The sequence below is a fragment of the Diaphorobacter sp. JS3051 genome (genome assembly GCF_015832135.1).
Classification (GTDB): Bacteria; Pseudomonadota; Gammaproteobacteria; order Burkholderiales; family Burkholderiaceae_C; genus Diaphorobacter; species Diaphorobacter nitroreducens.
Genome location: NZ_CP065406.1, coordinates 4,293,764 through 4,317,950, shown reverse-complemented (window position 1 = coordinate 4,317,950; position 24,187 = coordinate 4,293,764). Strand labels below are relative to the sequence as shown.

At 65.2% G+C, this 24,187-nt stretch carries 19 protein-coding genes and 1 pseudogene; 12 read left to right on the top strand and 8 right to left on the bottom strand.

Annotated features, from left to right (window positions below; translation table 11 throughout):
* Positions 1 to 77 precede the first annotated feature (77 nt).
* Together modB and modC are read left to right on the top strand one after the other, a co-directional pair.
* Positions 78 to 761 carry a molybdate ABC transporter permease subunit gene (gene modB, locus I3K84_RS20550; RefSeq protein WP_047349501.1) on the top strand — a complete coding sequence of 228 codons (684 nt, stop codon included), beginning with the start codon at positions 78 to 80 and terminating at the stop codon, positions 759 to 761.
* Between the two features lie 8 nt (positions 762 to 769).
* A complete protein-coding gene (gene modC, locus I3K84_RS20545) occupies positions 770 to 1,846 on the top strand; it encodes a molybdenum ABC transporter ATP-binding protein (protein WP_370567757.1) in 1,077 nt (358 codons plus the stop codon).
* A 326-nt stretch (positions 1,847 to 2,172) separates the two neighbouring features.
* Here the strand turns inward: modC and I3K84_RS20540 are convergent, their stop codons facing one another.
* The 3 genes from I3K84_RS20540 to I3K84_RS20530 are packed head-to-tail and all read right to left on the bottom strand — an operon-like array spanning position 2,173 to position 4,504.
* Positions 2,173 to 2,997: a substrate-binding domain-containing protein gene (locus I3K84_RS20540; RefSeq protein WP_196995230.1), complete on the bottom strand. Its 825-nt coding sequence runs from the start codon at positions 2,995 to 2,997 to the stop codon at positions 2,173 to 2,175.
* On the bottom strand, positions 2,994 to 3,770 hold the full coding sequence (locus I3K84_RS20535; RefSeq protein ID WP_231403374.1) for a phosphate ABC transporter ATP-binding protein: 777 nt from the start codon (positions 3,768 to 3,770) through the stop codon (positions 2,994 to 2,996). The genes I3K84_RS20540 and I3K84_RS20535 overlap by 4 nt, the downstream gene beginning before the upstream one ends.
* The gene (locus tag I3K84_RS20530; RefSeq protein ID WP_011806253.1) at positions 3,767 to 4,504 is read right to left on the bottom strand and encodes an ABC transporter permease; all 738 of its coding nucleotides are present in this window, start codon (positions 4,502 to 4,504) and stop codon (positions 3,767 to 3,769) included. Before I3K84_RS20530 ends, I3K84_RS20535 begins: the two co-directional genes overlap by 4 nt.
* A 50-nt stretch (positions 4,505 to 4,554) precedes the next feature.
* Between I3K84_RS20530 and I3K84_RS20525 the strand changes: the two genes are divergently transcribed.
* On the top strand, positions 4,555 to 5,676 hold the full coding sequence (locus I3K84_RS20525; RefSeq protein WP_011806254.1) for a substrate-binding domain-containing protein: 1,122 nt from the start codon (positions 4,555 to 4,557) through the stop codon (positions 5,674 to 5,676).
* A gap of 36 nt (positions 5,677 to 5,712) precedes the next feature.
* On the opposite strand, the pseudogene I3K84_RS20520 reads toward I3K84_RS20525, so the two are convergent.
* The 3 genes and pseudogenes from I3K84_RS20520 to I3K84_RS20510 form a co-directional block, all read right to left on the bottom strand.
* Positions 5,713 to 7,673: pseudogene (locus I3K84_RS20520) on the bottom strand (TRAP transporter large permease subunit).
* Entirely contained in the window at positions 7,670 to 8,290 is a 621-nt protein-coding gene (locus tag I3K84_RS20515) for a TRAP transporter small permease subunit (RefSeq protein ID WP_011806256.1), read from the bottom strand. Before I3K84_RS20515 ends, I3K84_RS20520 begins: the two are co-directional and overlap by 4 nt.
* A 127-nt stretch (positions 8,291 to 8,417) precedes the next feature.
* Positions 8,418 to 9,533 (bottom strand): TRAP transporter substrate-binding protein, encoded by a 1,116-nt coding sequence (locus I3K84_RS20510; protein ID WP_011806257.1) that lies wholly within the window; start codon positions 9,531 to 9,533, stop codon positions 8,418 to 8,420.
* A gap of 432 nt (positions 9,534 to 9,965) precedes the next feature.
* On the opposite strand from I3K84_RS20510, the gene I3K84_RS20505 reads away from it, so the two are divergent.
* Positions 9,966 to 11,018, top strand: a complete 1,053-nt coding sequence (locus I3K84_RS20505) for an Ldh family oxidoreductase (protein ID WP_103739106.1) — start codon at positions 9,966 to 9,968, stop codon at positions 11,016 to 11,018.
* A gap of 92 nt (positions 11,019 to 11,110) precedes the next feature.
* On the opposite strand, the gene I3K84_RS20500 is transcribed toward I3K84_RS20505, so the two are convergent.
* Together I3K84_RS20500 and I3K84_RS20495 are read right to left on the bottom strand one after the other, a co-directional pair.
* Positions 11,111 to 12,343, bottom strand: coding sequence for a multidrug effflux MFS transporter (locus tag I3K84_RS20500; RefSeq protein ID WP_196995229.1), 1,233 nt, complete (start codon positions 12,341 to 12,343; stop codon positions 11,111 to 11,113).
* Between the two features lie 59 nt (positions 12,344 to 12,402).
* Complete coding sequence (locus I3K84_RS20495) at positions 12,403 to 14,049, bottom strand: acyl-CoA synthetase (protein ID WP_196995228.1); 1,647 nt, start codon at positions 14,047 to 14,049, stop codon at positions 12,403 to 12,405.
* 95 nt (positions 14,050 to 14,144) lie between these two features.
* Here I3K84_RS20495 and dnaG point away from each other — a divergent pair, with 95 nt between their 5' ends.
* From dnaG to I3K84_RS20455, 8 genes are all read left to right on the top strand, one after another.
* The gene (gene dnaG / locus I3K84_RS20490; RefSeq protein WP_196996142.1) at positions 14,145 to 16,091 is read left to right on the top strand and encodes a DNA primase; all 1,947 of its coding nucleotides are present in this window, start codon (positions 14,145 to 14,147) and stop codon (positions 16,089 to 16,091) included.
* A 285-nt stretch (positions 16,092 to 16,376) separates the two neighbouring features.
* Entirely contained in the window at positions 16,377 to 18,770 is a 2,394-nt protein-coding gene (gene rpoD / locus I3K84_RS20485; RefSeq protein WP_196995227.1) for an RNA polymerase sigma factor RpoD, read from the top strand.
* Between the two features lie 241 nt (positions 18,771 to 19,011).
* The gene (locus tag I3K84_RS20480) at positions 19,012 to 20,220 is read left to right on the top strand and encodes a site-specific integrase (protein WP_012249076.1); all 1,209 of its coding nucleotides are present in this window, start codon (positions 19,012 to 19,014) and stop codon (positions 20,218 to 20,220) included.
* A 38-nt stretch (positions 20,221 to 20,258) separates the two neighbouring features.
* Positions 20,259 to 20,618 carry a type II toxin-antitoxin system RelE/ParE family toxin gene (locus I3K84_RS20475; protein ID WP_187576132.1) on the top strand — a complete coding sequence of 120 codons (360 nt, stop codon included), beginning with the start codon at positions 20,259 to 20,261 and terminating at the stop codon, positions 20,616 to 20,618.
* A gap of 3 nt (positions 20,619 to 20,621) precedes the next feature.
* A complete protein-coding gene (locus I3K84_RS20470; RefSeq protein ID WP_012249078.1) occupies positions 20,622 to 20,942 on the top strand; it encodes a helix-turn-helix domain-containing protein in 321 nt (106 codons plus the stop codon).
* A gap of 34 nt (positions 20,943 to 20,976) precedes the next feature.
* Positions 20,977 to 21,957 carry an ABC-three component system protein gene (locus I3K84_RS20465; RefSeq protein ID WP_012249079.1) on the top strand — a complete coding sequence of 327 codons (981 nt, stop codon included), beginning with the start codon at positions 20,977 to 20,979 and terminating at the stop codon, positions 21,955 to 21,957.
* A complete protein-coding gene (locus I3K84_RS20460) occupies positions 21,923 to 22,174 on the top strand; it encodes an ABC-three component system middle component 8 (RefSeq protein ID WP_228708800.1) in 252 nt (83 codons plus the stop codon). Before I3K84_RS20465 ends, I3K84_RS20460 begins: the two co-directional genes overlap by 35 nt.
* The gene (locus tag I3K84_RS20455) at positions 22,161 to 23,957 is read left to right on the top strand and encodes a DUF2326 domain-containing protein (protein ID WP_012249081.1); all 1,797 of its coding nucleotides are present in this window, start codon (positions 22,161 to 22,163) and stop codon (positions 23,955 to 23,957) included. The genes I3K84_RS20460 and I3K84_RS20455 overlap by 14 nt, the downstream gene beginning before the upstream one ends.
* Positions 23,958 to 24,187 lie beyond the last annotated feature (230 nt).

Here is a 24,187-nt window from a genome sequence, read left to right as displayed (position 1 = left end):
GATGGCGGGGCGTTTCCCAGCCAATCCGACTGAAAAACCAGATAAATCAAGCGCCAACAGCTCTTGTTTTAATAGCATTGAACACACCCCTGATCGGCCCTGACGACTGGGCCGCCATCTGGCTCACGCTGCAGCTGGCCAGCGTCACCACCGTGCTGCTGCTGGTGCTGTGCACGCCGCTGGCCTGGTGGCTGGCCCACACGCGCTCGCGCTGGCGCGGCCCCGTGGGGGCCGTGGTGGCGCTGCCGCTGGTACTGCCGCCCACGGTGATCGGCTTCTATCTGCTGGTGAGCATGGGGCCAGGCGGCGCCATCGGGCAGCTGACCGAGGCGCTGGGCCTGGGACGGCTGCCGTTCACCTTCCCGGGGCTGGTCGTCGGCTCCCTCGTGTATTCGCTGCCGTTCGCCGTGCAGCCGCTGCAGCGCGCCTTCGAAGCGCTGGGCCGCCGGCCGCTGGAGGTGGCGGCCACGCTGGGCGCCAGCCCGCTGGACCGGTTCTTCAGTGTCGCCCTGCCCTTGGCGCGCCCCGGGTTCGTGACGGCCGCCATCCTGAGCTTTGCGCACACGGTGGGCGAGTTCGGCGTGGTGCTCATGCTGGGCGGCAACATCCCCGGGGTGACGCGCGTGGTGTCGGTGCAGATCTACGACCATGTGGAAGCCCTGGAGTACGCCCAGGCGCACTGGCTCGCCGGCGGCATGGTGGCGTTCTCGTTCATCGTGCTCATGCTGCTGCACTGGCTGCAGCCCAGGGGGGGGCGATGACGGGCGCAATGAACGGCATTCACGCCCGGCTGTCCTTGGTGCGGCCGGACTTCACGCTGGACGTGCAGCTGGCGCTGCCGGGCCATGGGGTGACGGCGCTGTTCGGCCCCTCGGGCTGCGGCAAGACCACCTGCCTGCGCGCGCTGGCGGGGCTGGAGCGCGCGCGCGGCAGCGTACAGGTCAACGGCGAAGTCTGGCAGGACGACGCCACCGGCCAGTGGCGCCCCACGCACCAGCGCGCGCTGGGCTATGTGTTCCAGGAGGCCAGCCTGTTCGCGCACCTGGACGTGCGCCGCAACATGGAATACGGCCTGCGCCGCCAGCCGCCCGCACGCCGCCAGGTGTCGCTGGAGCAGGCGGTGGAACTGCTGGGCCTGGGCGCGCTGCTGCAGCGCATGCCCCACACCCTCTCGGGCGGCGAGCGCCAGCGCGTGGCGATTGCGCGGGCTCTCGCCACCAGCCCGCGCGTGCTGCTGATGGACGAGCCCCTGGCTGCACTGGACGCCGCGCGCAAGGCCGAGGTCATGCCCTACCTGGAGCGCCTGCAGCGCAGCCTGGACATTCCCGTGCTCTACGTGAGCCACTCGAGCGACGAGGTGGCCCGGCTGGCATCGCACATGGTGCTGCTGCAGGCCGGCCGCGTGACCGCCCAGGGCCCCACGGCCGAGCTGATGGCGCGCCTGGATCTGCCCCTGGCGCACGGCGACGCGGCCGCCGCACTGGTGCAAGGCCGTGTGCTGGCGCACGACGCGCGCGACCAGCTACTCACAGTGGCCATAGCCGGCGGTCAAATCCAGCTGGCCAGCGGCCGCCCCCGCGCCGTGGGCGAGACCGTGCGCCTGCGCATGCTGGCGCGCGACGTGAGCCTGGCACGCACGCGCGCACCGGACAGCAGCATCCTGAACCTGCTGCCCGCGCGCATCACGCAACTGGCCGACGACGGCCCCGGTCAGGTGCTGGTGGCGCTGGACGTGGCGGGCACCACGCTGCTGGCGCGCATCACGCTGCGCTCCTGCCGCACGCTGGCGCTGGCCGTGGGCGATGAGGTGTTTGCGCAGGTCAAGGGTGTAGCTCTGGTGGATTGAGGCGGTTGCGCCGTCAATGCGGCAACCTGCTTCGTGCGACCCGGGGGTTAATGGGGGTCAGATTCCAATTAAATTGGAGTTGATTGGTCAAAAGTGGCTGCAGCGCTTGTGGGATGAGCGCGGGTAGCTATTGTTTTTGATGTTGTTGGCCGGGCGCATATCCCGGCCAGCGACATGAAAACACCCCACATCGACTCAAAAACAATAGCTACTCACGCCCACAGAGCAAGCGCCAAAGCCACTTTCAGACCCAAAAGCCAAAAAAGAATTGGAATCTAACCCCCATTAACCCGCAGTAACGCCCGCAAACCAAAGCGCGGCCTTACTCACTGGTTGGCATTCGGGAAGAACAGCTGCTCGCCGTTGATCTTGTAGCTGGCAATGACGTTCTGGCCCGCGGGCGAGATCACCCAGTCCACAAACTTTTGCGCCTCGGCCTGCTTGACGTGCGGATGCTTGGCGGGGTTGACCAGCATCACGCCGTACTGATTGAACAGGCGCTTGTCACCCTCCACCAGCACCGCCAGGTTGTCGCGGTTCTTGAAGTTGAGCCAGGTGCCGCGGTCCGACAGCACGTACGCGCCGCTGGAGGCCGCGATGTTCAGCGCCGGGCCCATGCCGCAGCCGCATTCCTTGTAGCCGTTGCCCTTCACGCCGTCAGTGGCGATCTTCCAGTAGCGCAGTTCGGCCGCATGGGTGCCGCTCTTGTCGCCACGCGAGACAAATTCGGCATTGGCCGCGGCAATCTTCTTGAGTGCGACGCCGATGTCGTTGCCCTTGGTGGCGGCCGGGTCGCCCTTGCCGCCCACGAGGATGAAGTCGTTGTACATGACCGGGTAGCGCTTCACGCCCCAGCCGTCGGCCACAAACTTTTCTTCAGCCACCTGGTCGTGCACAAACAGCACGTCGGCGTCGCCGCGCCGCGCCATATCCAGCGCCTGGCCGGTGCCCACGGCCACCACTTTTACATCGATGCCGGTGGCCTGCTTGAAGGCCGGCAGCAGGTGGGTGAACAGGCCCGACTGTTCGGTCGAGGTGGTCGACGCCATCGTGATGGCCTGTGCCGCAGCGCTGCCATAAGCTACCAAAGCAATAGCTGCTACCGCAGTCTGGGTAAGCGCCAGGGGCCAAAAACGCTTGTAACTCTTCATGCCATTTCTCCTTTGACGAACAGACGGGCGGCCTCGGGCAGGGGGCCGTTGAAAAAATCGTGCACGGGCAGGTCCGCCAGCACGCGCCCGTGCTCCAGGTAGAGCACACGGCTGGCCAGGCGCTTGACCTGTCCCAGGTTGTGGCTGCTGAACAGCATGGTCACCGGCTGATCGGGGCCAGCGCTGCCGTGGCTGGCGGCAAAGTCGGCCATCAGCGATTCGATCTCGCGCTTGGCATGCGGGTCCAGGCTGGCGGTGGGCTCGTCCAGCAGCAGCACGTCGGGCCGCAGGGCCCAAGCGCGCGCAAAGGCCAGGCGCTGCTGCTGCCCGCCCGACAAGGTGCGCGCGTTCTGTCGGGCAATGGCCTGCAATTCCACGCGCTGCAGTGCGGCGGCCGCCTGCGCACGCGCCTCTTGCCATCGCACGCGGCGCAGCCACAGGCCCAGCGCCACGTTGTTCAGCGCGCTGGTGCGCAGCACGAAGGGCCGCTGGAACACCATGGCCACGCGCGGCGCGCCGTCGCGGCGCAGCTGTCCCGCGCTGGGGCGCACCAGGCCGTGCAATGCGCGCAGCAGCGTGCTCTTGCCACTGCCGTTGGCACCCACCAGAGCCACGCGCTCGCCGGGCATCACACGCAGATTGATGCCGGCCAGCGCCTGCACCGCGCCGTAGCGCACGGACAGCTCGCGCAGTGCAAACAACGGCGGCTCGATGGTGGAAACGTCGCCCGGGCTCTCCTCCCCGGGGAAGACGGGTGACGGCAGCGCGCTCATGCCCCCACCCCGGCCAGGCCGCCCACGGCGGCACCATCCACGCGTTCACGCCAGCGGCGCAGCAGCGCAATGCCCACGTTGAGCAACAACACGACGCCCAGCAGCACGAGGCCCAGCGCCAGCGCCAGCGGCAGGTCGCCCTTGCTGGTCTCCAGCGCGATGGCGGTGGTCATGACGCGCGTGAAGCCGTCGATGTTGCCGCCCACGATCATCACCGCGCCCACCTCCGAGATGGCGCGGCCGAATGCGGCGATCAGCACCGTGAGCAGCGCATAGCGCTCGTCCCATGCCACCAACAGGGCACGCAACAGGGTGCCGGCGCCCAGCGAGCGCAACTGCTCTCCATGCAGGCGGTCCACGTCCTCGACCACCTGGCGCGTAAGCGCGGTGACCACGGGCAACACCAGCAGCGCCTGCGCCAGCACCATCGCCTTGAAAGAAAACAGCCAGCCCAGGCTGCCCAGCGGGCCGGTGCGCGACAGCAGCAGGTACACGCCCAGGCCCACCACCACCGAGGGCACGGCCAGCAGGGTATTGAGCACCGCGAGCACCGCGTCGCGCCCGGCAAAGCGCGCCACGCCCAGCCATGCCCCCAGCACCACGCCCGCGCCGCAGGCGAGCAGGCAGGCCGTGGCACTCACGGCGAGCGAACGCACGACGATGGTCCACAAGGCGGCATCGGCGGAGGTGATGAGGTGCAGCGCCGTGGCGACGCTCTGGGTCATTGTGGACATGGGTTGGGCTATCGTATGCAGCAATCCAATACCCGGCGATATGAAAACTTGTGCATAGGATCCAACTCCACTACACGCTCGACCGCGACGCGGACGACGCGCTGATCCGCAATCCCCTGCTCGACATGCTGCAGGCCGTGGCGCAGCAGGGCTCCATCTCGGGCGCGGCGCGCGCGCTGGACCTGTCGTACCGCCACGTGTGGGGCGCACTCAAGCGCTGGGAAGAACAACTGGGCAGCGAGCTCATCATCTGGGGCAAGGGCCAGTCCGCCCAGCTCAGCGAATTCGGCACCAAGCTGCTGTGGGCCGAGCGCCAGGCGCAGGCGCGGCTCGCGCCGCAGATCGAGGCGCTGCGCGCCGATCTGGAGCGCGCGTTTGCCGTGGCGTTCGACGAACATGCCCACGTGCTCACGCTGTATGCCAGCCACGACGATGCGCTGTCCGTGCTGCGTGCGTTCGCCACCGCGCCCGCCCACGCGGGCCAGGGCGGCGCGCTGCATCTGGACATCCGCTTCACCGGCAGCGTGGACGCGATCCGCGCACTCAACGAAGGGCGGTGCACCATCGCCGGCTTTCACACGCTGGAGGAGCCGGGCATGGATACCCTGGCCGCGCAGACCTACCGCCCGCTGCTGCAGCCGGGGTTGCACAAGGTGATCGGCTTCGCGCGCCGCGCGCAGGGCCTGATCGTGGCGCGCGGCAACCCGCTGGGCCTGACCTCGCTGGCGGACGTGGCGCGCACGGGCGCGCGCTTCGTCAACCGCCCGCTGGGCACGGGCACGCGGGTGCTGCTGACCGACCTGCTCGCGCAGGCGGGCCTGGAACCCGCAGAGATCGAGGGCTACGACCGCGATGAGCCCTCGCACGCCGCGCTGGCGCAGGCCATCGCCGCCGGCAGTGCCGACGTGGGCATGGGCATCGAGCTGGCGGCGCGTGCGCGCGGGCTGGACTTCGTGCCGCTGGTGTACGAGCGCTACCACCTGGCCTGCCTGAAGTCCTCACTGGAGCAGCCGGCCACGCGCGCGCTGCGCGAACTGCTGCAGACCCCTGCCTGGCAACGGCGCATGGCTGCCATGCCCGGCTATGCGCCCATGCACTGCGGCGAAGTGCTGGCCATGAGCCGCGTGCTGCCGTGGTGGAACTTCACGCGCCGCAGGGCCGCGGCGCGTTGACGCCATGAGGCGGGGACCGCAGTCCCCGGCCCGGCATCACTTGTAGAGCAGTTGCGGCAGCCACAGACCGATCTGCGGCCACACATACAGCAGCACGATCGCCAGCACCTGGATGCCCATGAACGGCAGCATGCCCAGGAAGATCTGGTTGAGCGTCACATGCGGCGGCGCCACGCCCTTCAGGTAGAACGCCGACATGGCCACGGGCGGCGACAGGAAGGCGGTCTGCAGGTTCAGCGCCACCAGCAGGCCGAAGAACAGCGGGTCCACGCCGAAGTGGCTCAGCAGCGGAATGAAGATGGGCATGAAGATCACGATGATCTCCGTCCACTCCAGCGGCCAGCCCAGCAGGAAGATCACCACCTGCGACAGCACCATGAACTCGATCTTGCTCAGGTTCATGGAGAGCACCCACTGCTCGATGAGCTCCTGCCCACCCAGCAGCGCGAAGGCCGCGGAGAAGATGGCCGAGCCCACGAACAGCCAGCACACCATGGCCGAGGTCTTGGCCGTGAGGTACACCGACTCGCGCACCACATCCATGCTCAGACGCTTGTAGGCCGCGGCCAGCACGAAGCCGCCGAACGCCCCCATGGCCGCCGCCTCGGTCGGCGTCGCCAGACCGAACACGATGGAGCCCAGCACGGCCATGATCAGTGTCAGCAGCGGGAAGAACGAGCCCAGCAGCATCTTGAAGATTTCCAGCCGCGCGAAGCTCAGGAACAGATAGAAGAGCGCTGTGGCCGCACCCAGCACGCCAAACATGACCCACCACCAGGTGGGCGCGGGTTGCGTGGCGGCCTGGGGCGTGGCACCTGCGGTGGAGCCGGGCGGCTCCCCCACTGCGGATGGGGCGGACTGTGCGGGCTCGGCACCGGGGGGCTCGGCCAGCGCACCACTGTCCGCGCCCGGAGGCTCCTGCAGGCCCGTGGATTCCTGCGGCGGTTCTTGCAGGCCGCCCTCCACCGGCGGCTCCTGCAAGCCAAACTCCGACGCCACCCGGGCGAGTTGTCGTTGAAGCCGATGGGTTGGATGCCGTACGCCTCCTCCACCGACACCGTGGTGACCGCACGCCAGCTGCTGGTGGCCAGCAGTACGAACAGCAGCCCCGGCATCACCACCAGTGCCAGTTGCCGCAGCACATAGGCCGTGGGTACCTGCGCATTGCGCTTGCCCTTGAGGGCATCCAGCAAGCGCACGGGGGCATATTGCTGCGTCTCGGCGGGCAGCGCGGCGGTCATGGCCGGCAGCACCACCTGCCGTTCCTTGGCCGACAGCGGCGGCGCCCAGGCCGGCTTGAGCTTGGCCATCAGAATCACGTACATCACATACAGGCCCGCCAGCATGATGCCGGGGAAGAAGGCGCCCGCGTACAACTGCACCACCGATACGCCCGCCGTCGCGCCATACAGGATCAGCAGCACCGACGGCGGAATCAGGATGCCCAGGCAGCCACCCGCCGTGATCGCGCCGGCCGACATGGGCGTGCTATAGCCCGCGCGCAGCATGGCCGGCAGCGCCAGCAGGCCCATCAGCGTGACCACCGCGCCCACGATGCCCGTGGCGGTGGCGAAGATGGCGCAGGTGATCAGCGTGGCCACGGCCAGCGAACCCGGCACGCGCGCCATGGCCAGGTGCAGGCTCTTGAAAAGCTTTTCGATCAGGTTGGCCCGCTCGACCAGGTAGCCCATGAACACGAACAACGGGATGGCGATGAGCACGTCGTTGGCCATGCTCTTGTAAGCTGCCTGCACCATCAGGTCCAGCGTGCGCGTGATGTCGCGGTCGTACGCCAGCCAGGTGAAGATCATGCCCATGCCCATGAGCGTGAACGCGGTGGGAAAACCCACCATGATGGCCACCACCACCAGCGACAGCATCAGCAAGCCCAGGTGGCCGCGCGTGACGGTCTCCACGCCCAGCAGCATCCCGACGGCGCCGGCCACCACCAGCGCCATGATGGCAAAGCCGAACCACAGTTCCTTGCGCATCTTCATGGCTTGCCCCCCTGTGCGGCGGATGCGGGAGCCGGCACCTGCAGGTCGCTGTCGTTCACGTGCACCATCTCCTTGAGCTTCTCGACGTCCACCTCTTCCACGTCCTCGCCGCGCCGGGGCCACGCGCCCTGGCGCAGGCAGATCACGCAGCGCGCGATCTCCGCCAGCCCCTGCAGCAGCAGCACGGCGCCCGCCAGGGGAATCACGAACTTGAAGGGGTACAGCGGCAGCGGCGTGGCGGAGAACGTCTGCTCGCGGATGGCCAGCGATTCCTGCGCATAGGTCCAGCCGGCCCAGGTCATGGCCAGCACACCCGGCAGGAAGAACAGGATGTAGAGCAGCAGGTCCAGCCCGGCCTGCACGCGCGGGCTGAAGAATCCGTACAGCACGTCGCCGCGCACGTGGCCGTTCTTGGCCAGGGTGTAGGCGCCCGCCAGCATGAACATGGTGCCGTACAGCATGATCTGTGCGTCCAGCACCCAGGCATGGGGGTTGTTCAGCGCGTAGCGCGAGAAGACCTCCCAGCAGATCAGGGCCGTCAGGCCCACGACGGCCCAGGCCGCCGCCTTGCCGATGAAGGTGGACACGGCATCGATGCCGAGTAAGAGTTTTTGCATGGCTGGAAGAGAACGCTGCGGCCCCGCGGGGCAATGAACGGATACACGCTGGCCCGGGCGGCACCGCCTGCGCGCGCCCCCGGCCCTCGTCAGAATGAAAGGCAGGCCCGCCGGGCCTGCCGCGGCATCAGCTCTTGCGCTGCGCGAAGTAGTGGTTCCAGGCCATCTTGAAGTCGACGTCGGTGTCGTTCTTCCAGCGGCCGCTCCTCTGCGCAAAGGTGCGCATGGAGTCCATCACCTTCTTGAACATGGCGTTCTCTTCGGCTTTCTTGGCCGTGACCTTGTCCCAGGCGGCCAACTGCGCGCGCAGGATGGCGTCCGGCGTCTTGTAGAACTTCACCCCCTGCTTGGATTGCATCTCGGCGTAGTCCTTGGCGTAGCGGTCGGCGGCCTTCCAGCTCATGTCGGCGCTGGCGGCCTGCACGGCGTAGTCGATGACCGCCTTCAGCTCCGACGACAGCGCGTCGTACTTGCTCTTGTTGAACAGCACTTCGAACTGCTCGCTGGACTGGTGGAAGCTGTGCAGCATGCAGTTCTTGGCCACGTCGGGAAAGCCCAGCACGCGGTCGCTGGAGGCGTTGTTGAACTCGGCCGCATCCAGCAGGCCGCGGTCCAGCGCGGGCACGATCTCGCCGCCGGGCAGCGGGTTCACGGCCACGCCCATCTCGGTGAACACGTCCACCGCCAGCCCCACGGTGCGGAACTTCAGGCCCTTGAGGTCTTCCACGCGTGCCACCGGCTTCTTGAACCAGCCCAGCGGCTGCGTGGGCATGGGGCCGTAGAGCTTGGAGACCACGTCCAGGTTCAGGCTCTTGTAGATCTCGTCGAGCAGTTCCTTACCGCCGCCGTAGTAATGCCACGCGAGCACGCCGTTGGCATCCAGGCCAAAGGCCGGGCCCGAGCCCCACAGCGCCACGGCTTGGTTCTTGCCGTACCAGTAGGCCACCACGCCGTGGCCACCGTCCAGCGTGCCCTTGGCCACGGCATCCAGCAACTGGAAGGCCGGCACCACGGCGCCCGCGGGCAACACCTCGATCTTCAGGCGGCTGCCCGCCATGTCGTTGATCTTCTTGGCCAGGTCTCCCGCGAACTCGTGAAAGATATCCTTGGCGGGCCAGGTGCTCTGGAATCGGAACACCGTGGTCTGGGCCGTGCTGATCATGGGCACGGACATGGCTCCCGCGGCAACCGCAGCACCCTTGAGTAGGTTTCGGCGGCCTGGGGTCTTGGTCTGCTCTGTCATCTACTTCACTCCTTGATTGGGATGCCTGGACAATCCAGACCCGCATCTTTGGCGGGTTGCAAACGCACGCCAAAGAGGGTTTACGCGAAGCATCGCGCACCCCACCACGGCGTTCCGCCGCTTTTTGCGCAGTGCACACCTGCGCAGCTCCAGCGCACCGCACCTGTGCAATGCCGTTCATATCTGACGCAGGGCGCTACGAATTCCGAAGCATGGTGGTGGGGTATGGCCCTGCAATTACTGCGGCGCAGCACGCAGGACCCACTCGGCGTTTAGCGGCATGCGCACCACACGCGCCCCAGCGGGTCGGATCATGCGAAGATTGAAGCAAAAACACCGTTAACCCCATAGTGGGAGAGCGCGAGAAGCTATGCTTTTGGAAGCAAGACCCCCCTGCACACCACTTACGCGCCCCACACAGGAGACCTCTGCATGCCCCTTTCTCACACCGCCAGCGGCGACGTCCAGCACGTGCCTTTCGATGACCTGCGCGGCACGCTCGCGCGCATCTTCGAGCGGCACGGCACCAGCGCCGAAGTGGCCGCCGTGCTGGCCCACAACTGCGCCAGCGCCGAACGCGACGGCGCGCACAGCCATGGCGTGTTCCGCATCCCCGGCTACCTGTCGACATTGGCCAGCGGCTGGGTGGACGGCCGCGCCGTGCCGCGTGTGGAGGATGTGGCACCCGGTTACCTGGCGGTGGATGCCGGCAATGGCTTTGCCCAACCCGCCTACCGGGCCGCCTATTCGGCGCTGGTGGCCAAAGCGCGCGCGAACGGCGTGGCGCTGCTGGCAATCCGCAACTCGCACCACTTTGCGGCGCTGTGGCCCGACGTGGAGCCGCTGGCTGACGACGGGTTGGTGGCGCTGGCACTCGTCAACAGCATGGCCTGCGTGGTGCCCAGTGGCGGCACCACGGCGCTCTTCGGCACCAACCCCATCGCCTTCGCCGCGCCCCGCGCGGGCCATGAGCCGCTGGTGTTCGACCTGGCCACCAGCGCCATCGCCCACGGCGACGTGCAGATCGCCGCGCGCGAGGGCCGCCTGCTGCCCGACGGCCACGGCGTGGACCGCCACGGCCAGCCCACGAACGACCCGCGCGCCATCCTGGACGGCGGCGCGCTGCTGCCTTTCGGCGGCGTGCACAGCAGCTACAAGGGCTCGGCCCTGTCGATGATGGTGGAGCTGCTGGCGGCCGCGCTCACGGGCGGCAACTTCTCGTTCGAGTTCGATTGGAGCGGCCACCCCGGCGCACAGACGCCCTGGACGGGCGAGCTGATCATCGCCATCGACCCAGCCAAGAGCGCGGGCCGCAGCTTTGCGCAGCGTTGCGAAGACCTGGTGCAGGCCATGGCGGCCGCGGGCCAGACGCGCCAGCCCGGCGAGCGCCGCTACCGCCAGCGCGCGCGGTCGCTGAAGGACGGCGTACCGCTGCCTGCCACCACCTGGGCCGAGCTGCAGCGCCTCGCCGACGGGTCAATTTAGAAAATTGAATCAAATGGGCCTGCAGCGCCCAATCAACGTGCGCCAACAGCTATTAAAACAATAGCGTTCAGGGTTTACTCCGGGAACCCCGTCTACTCGCCGCGCACCCGCTCGCCGCGCGCCCGCTCGCCGCGCACCCGCTTCTCGCGCCGCAGCGCGAACTGCAGACACCCCTGCCCCACCAGCGCCGCGCCCAGCAGCACGCAGGACGAGGCCAGCGCCGGGTTGGAGCCCCAACCCACCAGCAGGGTGAACAGCGCGCCCAGCGCCATCTGCGCAAAACCGTACAACCCGGCAGCCGCGCCGACGTGGCGCGCATCCACCGTCAGCACCTTGGACAGCGCCGCCGGGCTGGCCATGCCGGCACCCAGCACGAACAGCAGCATCAGCCCCACGGTGGCTTCCAGCGTCAGGTAGCCCAGCAGCTCCAGCGCCAGAAAGACCAGCGCGCAGGCCACGCTCACCGCGTTGCCCCAGACCAGCAGCCGGCCCAGCCGCATGCTCAGTGCCAGGCGCCGCGTGAGCGCATTGCCGATCGCCATGCCCACCATCACCACGCCCAGGGCAATGCCCACGTCGCGCAGCGGGTGCCCCAACTGCTCGGTGATGATGAACGGCGCCGCCGCGATGAAGGCATACACCGCCGTGGTCGCGCAACCACCGCCCACCGCATAGGCCAGGAAGGTGGGCGAGCGCAAGAGCGCGGCGTAGGCGCGTGCCAGCCGGCCCGGGCTCACACGGCCCGTGGGCGTACCCGTTTCGGGCACCTTGCGCCAGGAAAGCAGCAGCGTCGCCACACCGGCCAAGGCCAGTGCCACGAACACCGCCCGCCAGCCGCCCAGCGCCACCAGGCCCGAACCCGCCAGCGGCGCCATGCCGGGGCCGACCATCATCATCAGGTTGAGCAGTGCCAGGGTGCGCACGGCCTCCACCGGGCCATTGGTGTCGCGCACCATGGCGCGCCCCAGCGCCAGCCCGGCGCAGCCGCCCAGCGCCTGGATGAACCGCGCAGCGATCAGGGCCGGTGCGGTCGGCGCCAGCATGGCAGCGATGCTGCCCGCCGCGTACAGCGCCAGCCCGCCCAGCAGCAGGGGACGCCGTCCCAACGCATCGGACAAGGGGCCGTAGACCAGCTGCCCGAGCGCCAGCCCGACGATGTAGATACTGATCGTGGCTTGCACCGCCGCGGGCCCCACGCCGAGCGCGCGCGCCGCGTCGGGCAACGCAGGCACGAACATGTGCATGGCCAGGGTGCCGCTCAGGGTGATGAGCACCAGCAGCCACAGCGGGGGTGCGCCGGCAGAAGGCGAAGGGGACGCGCGCATCGCGGAAGGTTAGCAGCCAGGCCGTGGCGCTGGCTGCCGCCGCCGGCCCTCGGCGGACGTCAGACGTCGATGGCCGCGGCCGATCCCGCCTGCTTGCGCAGTTCGAACTTCTGGATCTTGCCGGTGCTGGTCTTGGGCAGTTCGCCGAACACCACGGCACGCGGCACCTTGAAGCCGGCCAGGTGCTTCTTGCAGTGCGCCACGATGTCCTCGGGCGTGGCCTGCGCGCCCACCTTCAGCTCCACGAAGGCGCAGGGCGTCTCGCCCCACTTGGGGTCGGGCTTGGCGACGACGGCGGCGGCCAGCACGTCGGGGTGGCGGTAGAGCACGTCCTCGACCTCGATGGAGGAGATGTTCTCGCCGCCCGAGATGATGATGTCCTTGCTGCGGTCCTTGATCTTGATGTAGCCGTCGGGGTACTGCACCGCCAGGTCACCACTGTGGAACCAGCCGCCACGGAAGGCCTCCTCGGTGGCCTTGGGGTTCTTCAGGTAACCCTTCATGGCGATGTTGCCGCGGAACATGATCTCGCCCATGGTCTCGCCGTCGTGCGGTACGGGCTCCATGGTGTCTGGGTTGAGCACCATGGCCGCGCGTTGCAGGTGGTAGCGCACGCCCTGGCGGGCATTGAGGCGCGCACGCTCGCCGATGTCCAGCGCGTCCCAGGCCGCGTGCTTGGCGCAGACGGTGGCCGGGCCGTACACCTCCGTGAGGCCGTACACATGGGTCAGGTCGAACCCCATCTGCTCCATGCCCTCGATCATCGAGGCCGGCGGCGCTGCCCCGGCCACCATGGCCTTCACGCCCGCGGGAACGCCCTCCTTCATCGCCGCAGGCGCGTTGACCAGCAGGCCATGCACGATGGGCGCGCCGCAGTAGTGTGTGACGCCGTGGTTGCGAATGGCGTCGAAGATGGCCTGCGCCTCGACCCGGCGCAGGCACACATTGACGCCCGCGCGCGCCGCAACCGTCCAGGGAAAGCACCAGCCGTTGCAGTGGAACATGGGCAGCGTCCAGAGGTAGACGGCATGCTTGGGCATGTCCCACTCCAGCACGTTGCTGACGGCATTGGTGTGCGCGCCGCGGTGGTGGTAGACCACGCCCTTGGGGTTGCCCGTGGTGCCCGAGGTGTAGTTGAGTGCGATGGCGTCCCACTCGTCGCCGGGCAGTTCCCACGCGAACTGCGCGTCACCCTGGGCCAGGAAGTCCTCGTACGTCAGCGTGCCCAGGCGCTGCGCGGCCGGGCCGTACACGGCGTCTTCCACGTCGATGCGCAGCAGCGGCGCCTGCGACTGGCGCAGCGCCAGCGCCTTGGCCATCACGGGGGCGAATTCGGGGTCCACGATCACCGCCTTGGCCTCGCCGTGGTCCAGCATGAAGGCGATGGTCTCCGGGTCCAGCCGGGTATTCAGCGCATTGAGCACCGCACCCGCCATGGGCACGCCGAAATGCGCCTCCACCATCGGCGGGGTGTTGGGCAGCATCACGGCCACGGTGTCGTTCTTGCCGATGCCCGCGCGGCGCAGGCTGCTGGCCAGGCGGCGGCAGCGCGCGTAGGTCTGCCCCCAGGTCTGGCGCAGCTCGCCATGCACGATGGCCAGGCGGTCGGGGTAAACCTCGGCCGTGCGTTCGATGAAGGACAGGGGCGACAGCGGCGCATGGTTGGCTTCGGTGCGCGGCAGATTCTGGTCGTACATGCTGGTCACGTGCGGGGCTCCTTTGTTTCTTGTTCAGGCCGGGAATGCAAGACCCGTTCATTAGAGCAAAGCCAGCTGACGGCGGGCTGATGGAAAATACCCCGGTGTCCATCCCCCAGTCGTTCATCCAGGAGTTGCTTGCGCGCGTTGACATCGTCGATGTGGTCGGCCGCTATGTGCAGCTCAAGAAGAGCGGCGCCAACTTCATGGGCCTGTGCCCCTTCCACGGGGAAAAATCGCCCTCATTCAGCGTCAGCCCGTCCAAGCAGTTCTTCCACTGCTTTGGCTGTGGCAAGAACGGCAATGCGATCGGGTTTCTCATGGACCACGCGGGCATGGGCTTTCGCGAGGCCGTGCAGGACCTGGCCCAGCAGATCGGTATGCAGGTGCCCGACGACGAGAACACCTCGCCCCAGGACCGCGAACGCGCCGCCGCCCAGCGCCAGAAGCAGGCCACGCTGACCGACGTGCTGGAGAAGGCCGGCGACGCCTGGCGACGCCACCTGCGCGAGTCACCGCGCGCCGTCCAGTATTTCAAGGGCCGGGGCGTATCAGGCCAGGTGGCCAAGCGCTACGGCCTGGGCTACGCGCCGGAGGGCTGGCGGGGCCTGGCCAGCGTGTTCCCCGAGTACGACAGCCCGCTGCTGGAGGAAAGCGGCCTGGTGATCGTGAACGAGGAAGACGGCAAGCGCTACGACCGCTTCCGTGACCGCGTGATGTTCCCCATTCGCAACGTCAAGGGCGAGTGCATCGGCTTTGGCGGGCGCGTGCTGGGCGACGACAAGCCCAAGTACCTCAACTCCCCCGAGACTCCGGTGTTCCACAAGGGCCGCGAACTCTACGGCCTGTACGAGGCGCGCAACGCCATCCGCGAACACGGCTACGCCCTGGTCACCGAAGGCTACATGGACGTGGTGGCGCTGGCGCAACTGGGCTTTCCCAATGCCGTGGCCACGCTGGGCACGGCATGTACGCCCGAGCATGTGCACAAGCTGTTCCGCTTCACCGACGTGGTGGTCTTCAGCTTCGACGGCGACGCGGCCGGCCGCCGCGCGGCGCGCAAAGCGCTCGACGGCGCCCTGCCCTACGCGAGCGACACACGCAGCATCAAGTTCCTGTTCCTGCCGCCCGAGCACGACCCCGACAGCTTCGTGCGCGCCTATGGACCGGAGGCGTTCGCGCGCCATGTGGGCGACGCCGTGCCGCTGTCGCGCTTCCTGCTGGAGGCTGCGCGCGAGGGCTGCGACTTGGGAACGGCCGAGGGCCGCGCCCACATGCTGAGCAACGCGCGCCCGCTGTGGGCAGCGCTACCCGACGGCGCGCTCAAGCGCCAGTTGCTGACCGAGCTGGGTGAACTGGGCCAGTTGCCCGCGCCGGATCTGGCCCAGCTCTGGGCGCAGGAGAGCCCGCGCCCCGGCTCCGCCGCGCACCCGCCCGCGCACGACGGCGCCCCCTTCGGCGACGAGCCGCCCTGGGGGCAGGAACCGCCGGGCATGGAATACGGCAGCCCCGCCGGTGGCGAGCCCGCACGCCGCTGGCGCAAGGGCGGCGAATGGAAGGGCGGGCGCTGGCGCCGCGAAGAGCAGCGCCCCCCACAGCCGCCGCTGCCGCGCCGCCCCCTCACGGGGCGCGCCGACCATGCCGCGCGCCTGCTGCTGTCGCACATGGAATTCCTCGAAGAGCTGTCGCACGAAGATCACACGCTGCTGTGCGACCAGCCCGCGCCGCACGGCGCGCTGTTCGTCTGGCTGGAAGGGCAATTGCACGAGCACGGACCCCAGTCCTGGGCGGTGCTGCGCGAGGCCTTGGCAGGCCATGACTGCCAGGCCCTGGCCGAGCGGGTGATGACTGGCTCCCACGCCCAGACCGAGGGGGACGAGACCGAGTTGCGCGCCGAACTGCGTGGCTTGCTCAACCGCATGCTCATCGAAGCCATCAAGCTGCAGCAGAACGCCCTGATCGCCGCGGCCTCGCAGGACCCGGCGGCCATCGAGCGCTACCGGCAATTGCAGGAGCGCCGCCGCGCGCTGGAAGAGGGGCTTACAAAATGACCTCGGGGGCTTGACAAAGCCCCTTGAATTTTGCTGCGCCGGTATAATGTACGGTTTGTCGGCAAGAGCGACAGCAGCACCTCCGGACCAGGCAACCGTGACAAACGCGCACAACCGCCCTCCCCCACCGCAAGGACTGCACACCAAATGTTCGCCCAGACATCTTGCCCCTGAGGATTTGCCCCTCGAACCGCGAAGGCCCCTGCCTTCGCCGTGCCTGCCCGCGCCGGGTTCCTTGGCGCTTGTGTTTTCTTTGTGTGTCCGTTTTTGACCCTGAGGTTGTCCATGCCCGTTCAAAAGTACGCGAAGTCGCCCAAGTCTGCCTCTGGCACCCCCGCGAAGGCCGCTTCCAAAGCCGCAACCACTGTGAAAGCCGCCGCTAAGGCGCCCGCGAAAGCCGCCCCTGTCAAGGCCGCTGCCGCCGCGCCCAAGGCTGCGCCGAAAGTCAAGACTGTGTCCACGCCGAAAACTGCTGCCGAGCTGAAAAAAGCCGCTGATGAACTGTTGAAGAAGAAGCCCGCGCGCGCCAAGGCGGCTGCTGCCGAGCCCGAAGTCGCCGAAGAGGCGCCCAAGAAGAAGCCCGGCCGCCCCGCCAAGGCCGCCGGCACCACCGCTGCTGCCAAGCGCGGCCGCAAGCCCAAGGCCAAGGAAGAAGGCCTGGAGGACGACGCCGACCTGTCCGACATCGAGTCCGACCTCGAAGGCGAGCCCGAAGCCGAGGTGGTTGAGGCCGCCGAAGCCGCCCCGGTCGAGAAGGCCAAGCCCCTGCGCATGAAGATCAGCAAGGCCAAGGAACGCGCCTTGATGAAGGAGTTCGGCCTGGACGAAACCGTCCTGTCCGAAGAGGACATGGCCAAGCGCCGCTCGCAGCTCAAGAAGCTGATCACGCTGGGCAAGACGCGCGGCTACCTCACGCAGGTGGAAATCTCCGACCACCTGCCCGACAAGCTGGTGGACGCCGAAACCATGGAAGTCGTGGTCGCCATGCTGGGCGACATGGGCGTGGCCGTGTACGAGCAAACGCCCGACGCCGAGACGCTGTTCCAGAACAACGTGACCCCCACGGCCACCACCGTGGAGGAGGCCGAGGAAGAAGCCGAGGCCGCCCTGTCCACCGTGGACTCGGAATTCGGCCGCACCACCGACCCCGTGCGCATGTACATGCGCGAGATGGGTAAGGTGGAGCTGCTCACGCGCGAAGGCGAGATCGAGATCGCCAAGCGCATCGAGGGCGGCCTGATGGACATGATGGAGGCCATCAGCGCCTCGCCCGCCACCATCGCCGAGATCCTCAACATGGGTGAGGAAATCCGCGAGGGCAAGGTCGTCATCTCCACCGTGGTGGACGGCTTCTCCAATCCCAACGAGGCCGACGACTACGTGGCCGAGGAGGATTTCGACGAGTTCGACGAGGAAGACGACGACGACGGCAAGGGCGGCTCCAAGGCGCTGACCAAGAAGCTGGAAGAGCTCAAGAACGAGGCCCTGCGCCGCTTCGACACGCTGCGCGCGCTGTTCGAGAAGATGCACAAGATCTACGACAAGGACGGCTACGGCGGTCCCGCGTACATGAAGGTGCAGCACGAGATCTCGGCAGAGCTGATGACCATCCGTTTCACGGCCAAGACCATCGAGAAGCTGTGCGACATGGTGCGCGCCCAGGTGGACGACGTGCGCAAGATGGAGCGCGAGCTGCGCCGCATCATCGTGGACAAGTGCGGTATGCCCCAGGAGACCTTCATCAAGGAATTCCCGGCCAACCTGCTGAACCTGCAGTGGGTCGAGAAGCAGGCCGCCGCCGGCAAGCCCTGGAGCGCCGTGATGCAGCGCAACATCCCGCCGATCCAGGAACTGCAGCAAAAGCTGATCGACCTGCAGTCGCGCGTGGTGGTGCCGCTGTCCGAGCTCAAGGAGATCAACAAGCGCATGAACGCGGGTGAAGCCAGCTCGCGCGACGCCAAGAAGGAGATGATCGAGGCCAACCTGCGCCTGGTGATCTCGATCGCCAAGAAGTACACCAACCGCGGCCTGCAGTTCCTGGATCTGATCCAGGAGGGCAACATCGGCCTGATGAAGGCGGTGGACAAGTTCGAATACCGCCGCGGCTACAAGTTCTCGACCTACGCCACGTGGTGGATCCGCCAGGCGATCACACGATCCATCGCGGATCAAGCTCGAACCATCCGCATCCCGGTGCACATGATCGAGACCATCAACAAGATGAACCGCATCAGCCGCCAGCACCTGCAGGAGTTCGGCTTCGAGCCCGATGCGTCCATCCTGGCCGCGAAGATGGAGATCCCCGAGGACAAGATCCGCAAGATCATGAAGATCGCCAAGGAGCCGATCTCGATGGAAACCCCCATCGGCGACGACGACGACAGCCACCTGGGCGACTTCATCGAGGACAGCAACAACACCGCACCCGTGGACGCCGCCATGCAGGCCGGCCTGCGCGACGTGGTGAAGGACATCCTCGACGGCCTGACCCCGCGCGAAGCCAAGGTGCTGCGCATGCGCTTCGGCATCGAAATGTCCACCGACCACACGCTGGAAGAAGTGGGCAAGCAGTTCGACGTGACGCGCGAACGCATCCGCCAGATCGAGGCCAAGGCGCTGCGCAAGCTCAAGCACCCGAGCCGCTCGGACAAGCTGCGCAGCTTCATCGACTCGCTGTAAGCCACGCATCTTCCGCGCACACCTCGCGCTGCCAACGCCCCCGCCGCTCGGCCGGGGCGTTTTTTATTTCACGATGACTCCAGCCTGGCACTTCGCTGGACTGCGCTGAAGCTGGATACAGCAGGTTTATCAATAACTTACGCGCGTCCATCATATGCCGGTGCTTTCTGAAACCTGACCCGGCTTCCACTCTCATGGCTCCCATGTGGCTCTTGGAAACGGGTCTTTCCGAGGAGTCATCATGGCCAAGATCAAACTCACCAAGACCGCTGTGGAGTCGGCGCAGCCCCAGGCGCAGGCGGTCGAACTGCGGGATACCGTGGTGCCGGGCTTCCTGTGCAAGATCACCCCGGCGGGTCGCCGGGTGTTCATGCTCCAGTACCGCACGAATGCCGGGGAGCGCCGCAAACCCGCCTTGGGCCTGTTTGGGGAGCTGACCGTCGAGCAAGCCCGCGTTATGGCCCAGGACTGGCTGGCCGAGGTTCGCCGGGGTGGCGATCCCGGCGGTGCCAAGACCGAGGCGCGCAAGGCCCCCACTATCGCGGAGTTGTGCAAGAAGTTCATGGAGGACTACTCCAAGAAGCGCAACAAGCCCAGCACGCAGGAAGGCTATCAGGGCGTCATCGACCGCTGCATCATCCCATTGCTGGGCCGCAAGAAAGTGCTTGATGTGAAGCGCCCCGACATTGCCGGGCTGATGGAAAAGCTCTCGTACAAGCCGACCGAGGCAAATAAGGCATTCGGCGTACTGCGCAAGATGTTCAATCTGGCCGAGGTGTGGGGCTACCGCCCGGACGGCACCAACCCGTGCCGCCATGTCCCGATGTTTCCGCCGGGAAAGGAAACCCGGCTCATCGTGGACGGCGAACTGGCGCTGATCTACCGCCACCTGGACAAGCTGGAGGCCGAAGGATTGGAGAACTACGTCATCCCGCTGGCGATCCGGCTGCAATTTGAGTTTGCCGCGCGTCGCTCCGAAGTCTGCCCGCTCGAATGGACTTGGCTGGACTTCGAGAACCGCCGCGTGGTTTGGCCTGACAGCAAGACCGGCGGCATGTCCAAGCCCATGAGTGCGGAAGCCTATCGGCTGCTTTCGACAGCTCCGCGTCGGGAAGGCTGCCCCTATGTCCTGCCTTCGCCCCACAACCCCGACAAGCACCTGACTTTTGGCGAGCACTATGGCGGCTGGTGCCGGGTGCTCAAGGCCGCCGGCGTGCCGCACGTCGGCACGCACGGCATCCGCCACCGCTCGACGACCGACATTGCCAATTCGGGCGTACCCACCAAAGTAGGCATGAAGTTAACGGGCCACAAGACCGTGGCGATGTTCATGCACTACGTCCACACCGAGGACAAGCCGGTGCGCGATGCGGCCGAACTGGTGGCCAGCCGACGCCAAGCCATCACTGGCGCGAGGCGAACTGATCCGGTGGAAACAGCAGCTACTTAAGCCAACTTCTTGCGATTCATACCCGAACGGATATAATCATGGTTCAGAAACGCAAGCTGCTGTACTGGGAAGGCTCCTCGAAGAAGGACTTCAAGGAGTTTCCCGTCGATGTACAGAAGGACATGGGTGTGGCGTTGTTCATCGTTCAGTTGGGCAGCACACCACATTCGGCCAAGCCCTGGAGGGGGTTGGGCTCCGGTGTGTACGAATTGGTGGAAGACCATCGGAGCGATACTTTCCGGGCGGTCTATACAGTGAAGATGGGCGATGCGGTACATGTACTACATGCGTTCCAGAAGAAGTCCAAGTCCGGCATCGCCACGCCGCAGCCGGACTTGGAACTGATCGAGAAGCGGTTGAAGGCCGTGCTGGCCCGTCACAAGACGAGCGGGAGATAAACGATGAAGCGTAGTGACCATTCGCAAGGCACTGACAACGTGCTGCGAGATTTGGGCTTTGACGATGCTGAAGAGCTTTCGGCAAAGGCAGCGCTCGCGCTCAAGCTCAATGAATTGATTGACCATCGCGGCCTGAGCCAGACGGAGGCTGCGGCGATCACGGGCATGACTCAACCGAAAGTGTCCCAAGTCCGCCGCTACAAGCTCCAGAACATTTCACTGGAACGGCTGATGCAGGCACTGGTGTCACTGGACCAGCGTGTGGAGATTGTGGTGCAGCCTGCGCGGCGTACTCATTCGGCGTGCATTACGGTTGCTGCATGAGTCGATGGGGCCTGCATAGAGGGGGATGGGGAGAATGAAGTTTGCTTATGAAGATTTGAGCGACGATCAGTTCGAGGTACTGATCGTGCTCTTGTGCCAGCGCTTGCTCGGTATCGCCGTTCAGGGATTCGCAAAAGGGCCGGATGGCGGGCGTGACGCAAAATTCGTCGGCACGGCCGAGCTGCATCCTAGCAAGACAGCCCCGTGGGTAGGCACAGTCATCGTTCAGGCCAAGCATACCAACGGGTACAACCGCAGTTTTTCGGAACTGGACTTCTACAGCACGTCTAGCAGCAATACGGTGGTCGGCAAAGAAGTACCACGCATCAAGAAGCTGCGCGAGGCCAAGCAACTCGACCACTACATGCTGTTTGCGAATCGCCGCCTGACCGGCAATTCCGAGACGGAAATCCGTGACCACATCGCCGCCGAATGCGGCGTCCCTGCTTCGTCTATCTATCTTTGCGGCTTGGAACAACTGGAACTTTGGCTGAAACGCTTTCCAGAGGTGGCCCAGGAGGCGAATTTGGATGCGGTGGACTCGCCGTTGATTGTTAGTCCAGATGATCTTGCAGAGGTTGTCCAGGCGCTAGCACGGCAGAAGGATGGTTTGACGGCGTTACTCGACGACCCACCCACCGTACGTGTGACGTATGAGGAAAAGAACACGCTGAACAATATGACGGCAGCGTACGCAAAGGAGCAGAGGCGAAAATACCTGAAGGAAACGGCGCAAATTCGCACGTTTCTTGCTGCGCCAGAGAATATCGAATTGCTGCGCATGTACGAATCTGTGGTCGATGAGTTTCAGCTCAAGATTCTTGCGAAGCGCAAGGACTACCAGACCTTCGACGAGGTCATGGAGTATCTGGTAGATCTGCTGTTCAATCGTGACCCGGTTCTTCGGCAGCACGCGCACAAGCGACTGACGCGAGCCATTCTTTTCTACATGTATTGGAATTGTGACATTGGGGAGGTGGATGATGCTGCGGCCAACCAAACACTCACATCCTGATCGCACAGTTATTAACGTTTCTCTGCTGCTCCTGTCGCGACTGAAAGATCGTCGTGTCGATGAATACGATGTGCTGCGCAAATTTGCGAAGAAGCACGTCGTGGGTGGCGATGTACTTTTCCTGCCCGCGCTCAACTTTCTCTATTTGATGGGCTTAGTTGAATATCGCCCCAAGACTGACGCAGTGGAATACGTGGGGCCAAATGAAGCTATCTAAACTCTATTCGAACAAGCCGGATGTGTTCGAGCCCGTGGACTTTGCTCCTGGGCTGAACGTCGTCATGGCTGAAATTCGTCTGCCGGAGAATCGAAACAAGGACACCCATAATCTTGGGAAGACCACGCTGGGGCGTCTTTTGGATTTTTGCTTCCTGGCAGGCAAAGACCCTAAGTTCTTCCTCTTCAAGCATTTTGACTTGTTCAAGGATTTCGTTTTTTTCCTTGAAATTGAACTGGAAGACGGCTCTTTCATCACGATCCGACGCAGCGTAGAAGACGCAACCAAGATTGCCTTCAAGCAGCATGAAGCAGGCCACCAGGACTTTTCGGCTTTGGCGCTCGCAGAATGGGGACATCGGGACGTTCCTTTTGAACGCGCACGCGAACTGCTTGACGGCCTGCTCGACTGGCGTGCTCTCAAGCCGTGGTCGTACCGGAAAGCGCTTGGTTACCTGCTGCGTTCGCAAGAGGATTTTCGTGAAGTTTTCCAACTTCGCAAGTTCGCCTCTAAACACGCCGACTGGAAGCCATTCCTTGCACATCTTCTGGGCTTCGATGCCAAGCTGATCGCTGACCACTATGCGAAAGAGCACGAACTCGCCAAAAAGCAGGAGACAGCGCAAACCATTAAAAATGAACTAGGAGGCTCGGTCGAGGACATCAGCAAAATTGAAGGCATTCTTCTGCTCAAGCAAAAAGACGCAGAGAAGAAGCAAGTGCTGTTGGATGCTTTCGATTTTCGCGCCCAAGACAAAGATCGCACCAAAAAGGTGGTTGATGAAGTCGATGAGCGAATTGCCGCGCTGAATTCGGAACGTTATTCCTTGAGTCAAAACAGGAAGAAGGTGCAAGCATCGTTGCAGGAAGATCAAATCCTTTTCAGTCCCGATGAGGCGCAGAGGTTGTTTGGCGAAGCCGGCGTGTTGTTCCAGGGGCAGATCAAGAAAGATTTCCAGCAGTTGATTGCTTTCAATCGGGCCATCACGGATGAGCGCCGTGGCTATCTCCAAGAGGAGTTCGCGGAAATCGAAGGTGAGCTGAAGCGGGTGAATGCAGAATTGAATGCGCTAGGAAAAAAGCGCTCGGAAATGCTCTCCTTCCTGAGCGGAACGGATGTTTTCACCAAGTACAAACAGCTCTCGGATGAGATGGTGACGTTGCGCGCGGACATCACATCGTTGGAGCACCAGAAAGGCCACTTGCATCGCCTCCAGGAGTTGCGCGCTGAGATTCGATCCTTGACGGAAGAGCGCGACCATTTGCAAGCGCGGATCGAAGCCGACGTGGATAAGCAGAACTCGGATCAGGCAAGCCCGTTCTCCACGATCCGCGTTTTCTTCAGCGAAATTGTTGAGGAAGTCATTGATCGCAAGGCACTGTTGAGCGTGGCGATCAACCAGGTAGGTCACCTGGACTTCAAAGCGGAAATTCTTGATGGATCGGGCAACGCCACCAGTGCTGACCTGGGGCACACATACCGCAAGCTGCTGTGTGTCGCTTTCGATATGGCCGTGCTGCGAGCACACCTGAGCGAGAAGTTCCCACGCTTTGTGTATCACGACGGAGTGTTGGAGTCGCTGGATGACCGCAAGAAAGAGAATTTGCTGACGGTTGTACGTCGCTATGCAGATTTGGGATTGCAGCCGGTCATCACGCTGATCGACTCAGATTTGCCTGTACGTGCAGAAGATGATGCCCCTGTTTTTACAGCAGGCGAAATCGTCGTCACGCTGCACGATGAGGGCGATCGAGGCCGAATTTTCAAGATGAGAGGGTGGTAATTCAATCATCCATGCGTCCCGGCGTGCTGCCGTCGGGCTCGCGGGCTGCGCCCCGCGCTTCGTGCCGAATCGCGGCCATCCGGCTTTGATCCCTGACGCCTCCGGCCCTCTCGGGCCTGCGCGCTGCGCTTGCCCAAAGCCGAGTGTGTGCAGTGGGCGGGATGTGGGCGGTCTTGCTGTTCCCTTCACCGTATCACGGCGTTCTCGCCGTCAAGGGCGGCGCGCGCTGG

Coding starts and splice junctions, on each gene's coding strand:
- modC (WP_370567757.1), top strand. CDS start 770: ATGAACGGCATTCACGCCCGGCTGTCCTTGGTGCGGCCGGACTTCACG.
- I3K84_RS20540 (WP_196995230.1), bottom strand. CDS start 2,997: ATGAAGAGTTACAAGCGTTTTTGGCCCCTGGCGCTTACCCAGACTGCG.
- I3K84_RS20535 (WP_231403374.1), bottom strand. CDS start 3,770: ATGAGCGCGCTGCCGTCACCCGTCTTCCCCGGGGAGGAGAGCCCGGGC.
- I3K84_RS20530 (WP_011806253.1), bottom strand. CDS start 4,504: ATGTCCACAATGACCCAGAGCGTCGCCACGGCGCTGCACCTCATCACC.
- I3K84_RS20515 (WP_011806256.1), bottom strand. CDS start 8,290: ATGCAAAAACTCTTACTCGGCATCGATGCCGTGTCCACCTTCATCGGC.
- I3K84_RS20510 (WP_011806257.1), bottom strand. CDS start 9,533: ATGACAGAGCAGACCAAGACCCCAGGCCGCCGAAACCTACTCAAGGGT.
- I3K84_RS20505 (WP_103739106.1), top strand. CDS start 9,966: ATGCCCCTTTCTCACACCGCCAGCGGCGACGTCCAGCACGTGCCTTTC.
- I3K84_RS20500 (WP_196995229.1), bottom strand. CDS start 12,343: ATGCGCGCGTCCCCTTCGCCTTCTGCCGGCGCACCCCCGCTGTGGCTG.
- rpoD (WP_196995227.1), top strand. CDS start 16,377: ATGCCCGTTCAAAAGTACGCGAAGTCGCCCAAGTCTGCCTCTGGCACC.
- I3K84_RS20480 (WP_012249076.1), top strand. CDS start 19,012: ATGGCCAAGATCAAACTCACCAAGACCGCTGTGGAGTCGGCGCAGCCC.
- I3K84_RS20475 (WP_187576132.1), top strand. CDS start 20,259: ATGGTTCAGAAACGCAAGCTGCTGTACTGGGAAGGCTCCTCGAAGAAG.
- I3K84_RS20470 (WP_012249078.1), top strand. CDS start 20,622: ATGAAGCGTAGTGACCATTCGCAAGGCACTGACAACGTGCTGCGAGAT.
- I3K84_RS20465 (WP_012249079.1), top strand. CDS start 20,977: ATGAAGTTTGCTTATGAAGATTTGAGCGACGATCAGTTCGAGGTACTG.
- I3K84_RS20460 (WP_228708800.1), top strand. CDS start 21,923: ATGATGCTGCGGCCAACCAAACACTCACATCCTGATCGCACAGTTATT.
- I3K84_RS20455 (WP_012249081.1), top strand. CDS start 22,161: ATGAAGCTATCTAAACTCTATTCGAACAAGCCGGATGTGTTCGAGCCC.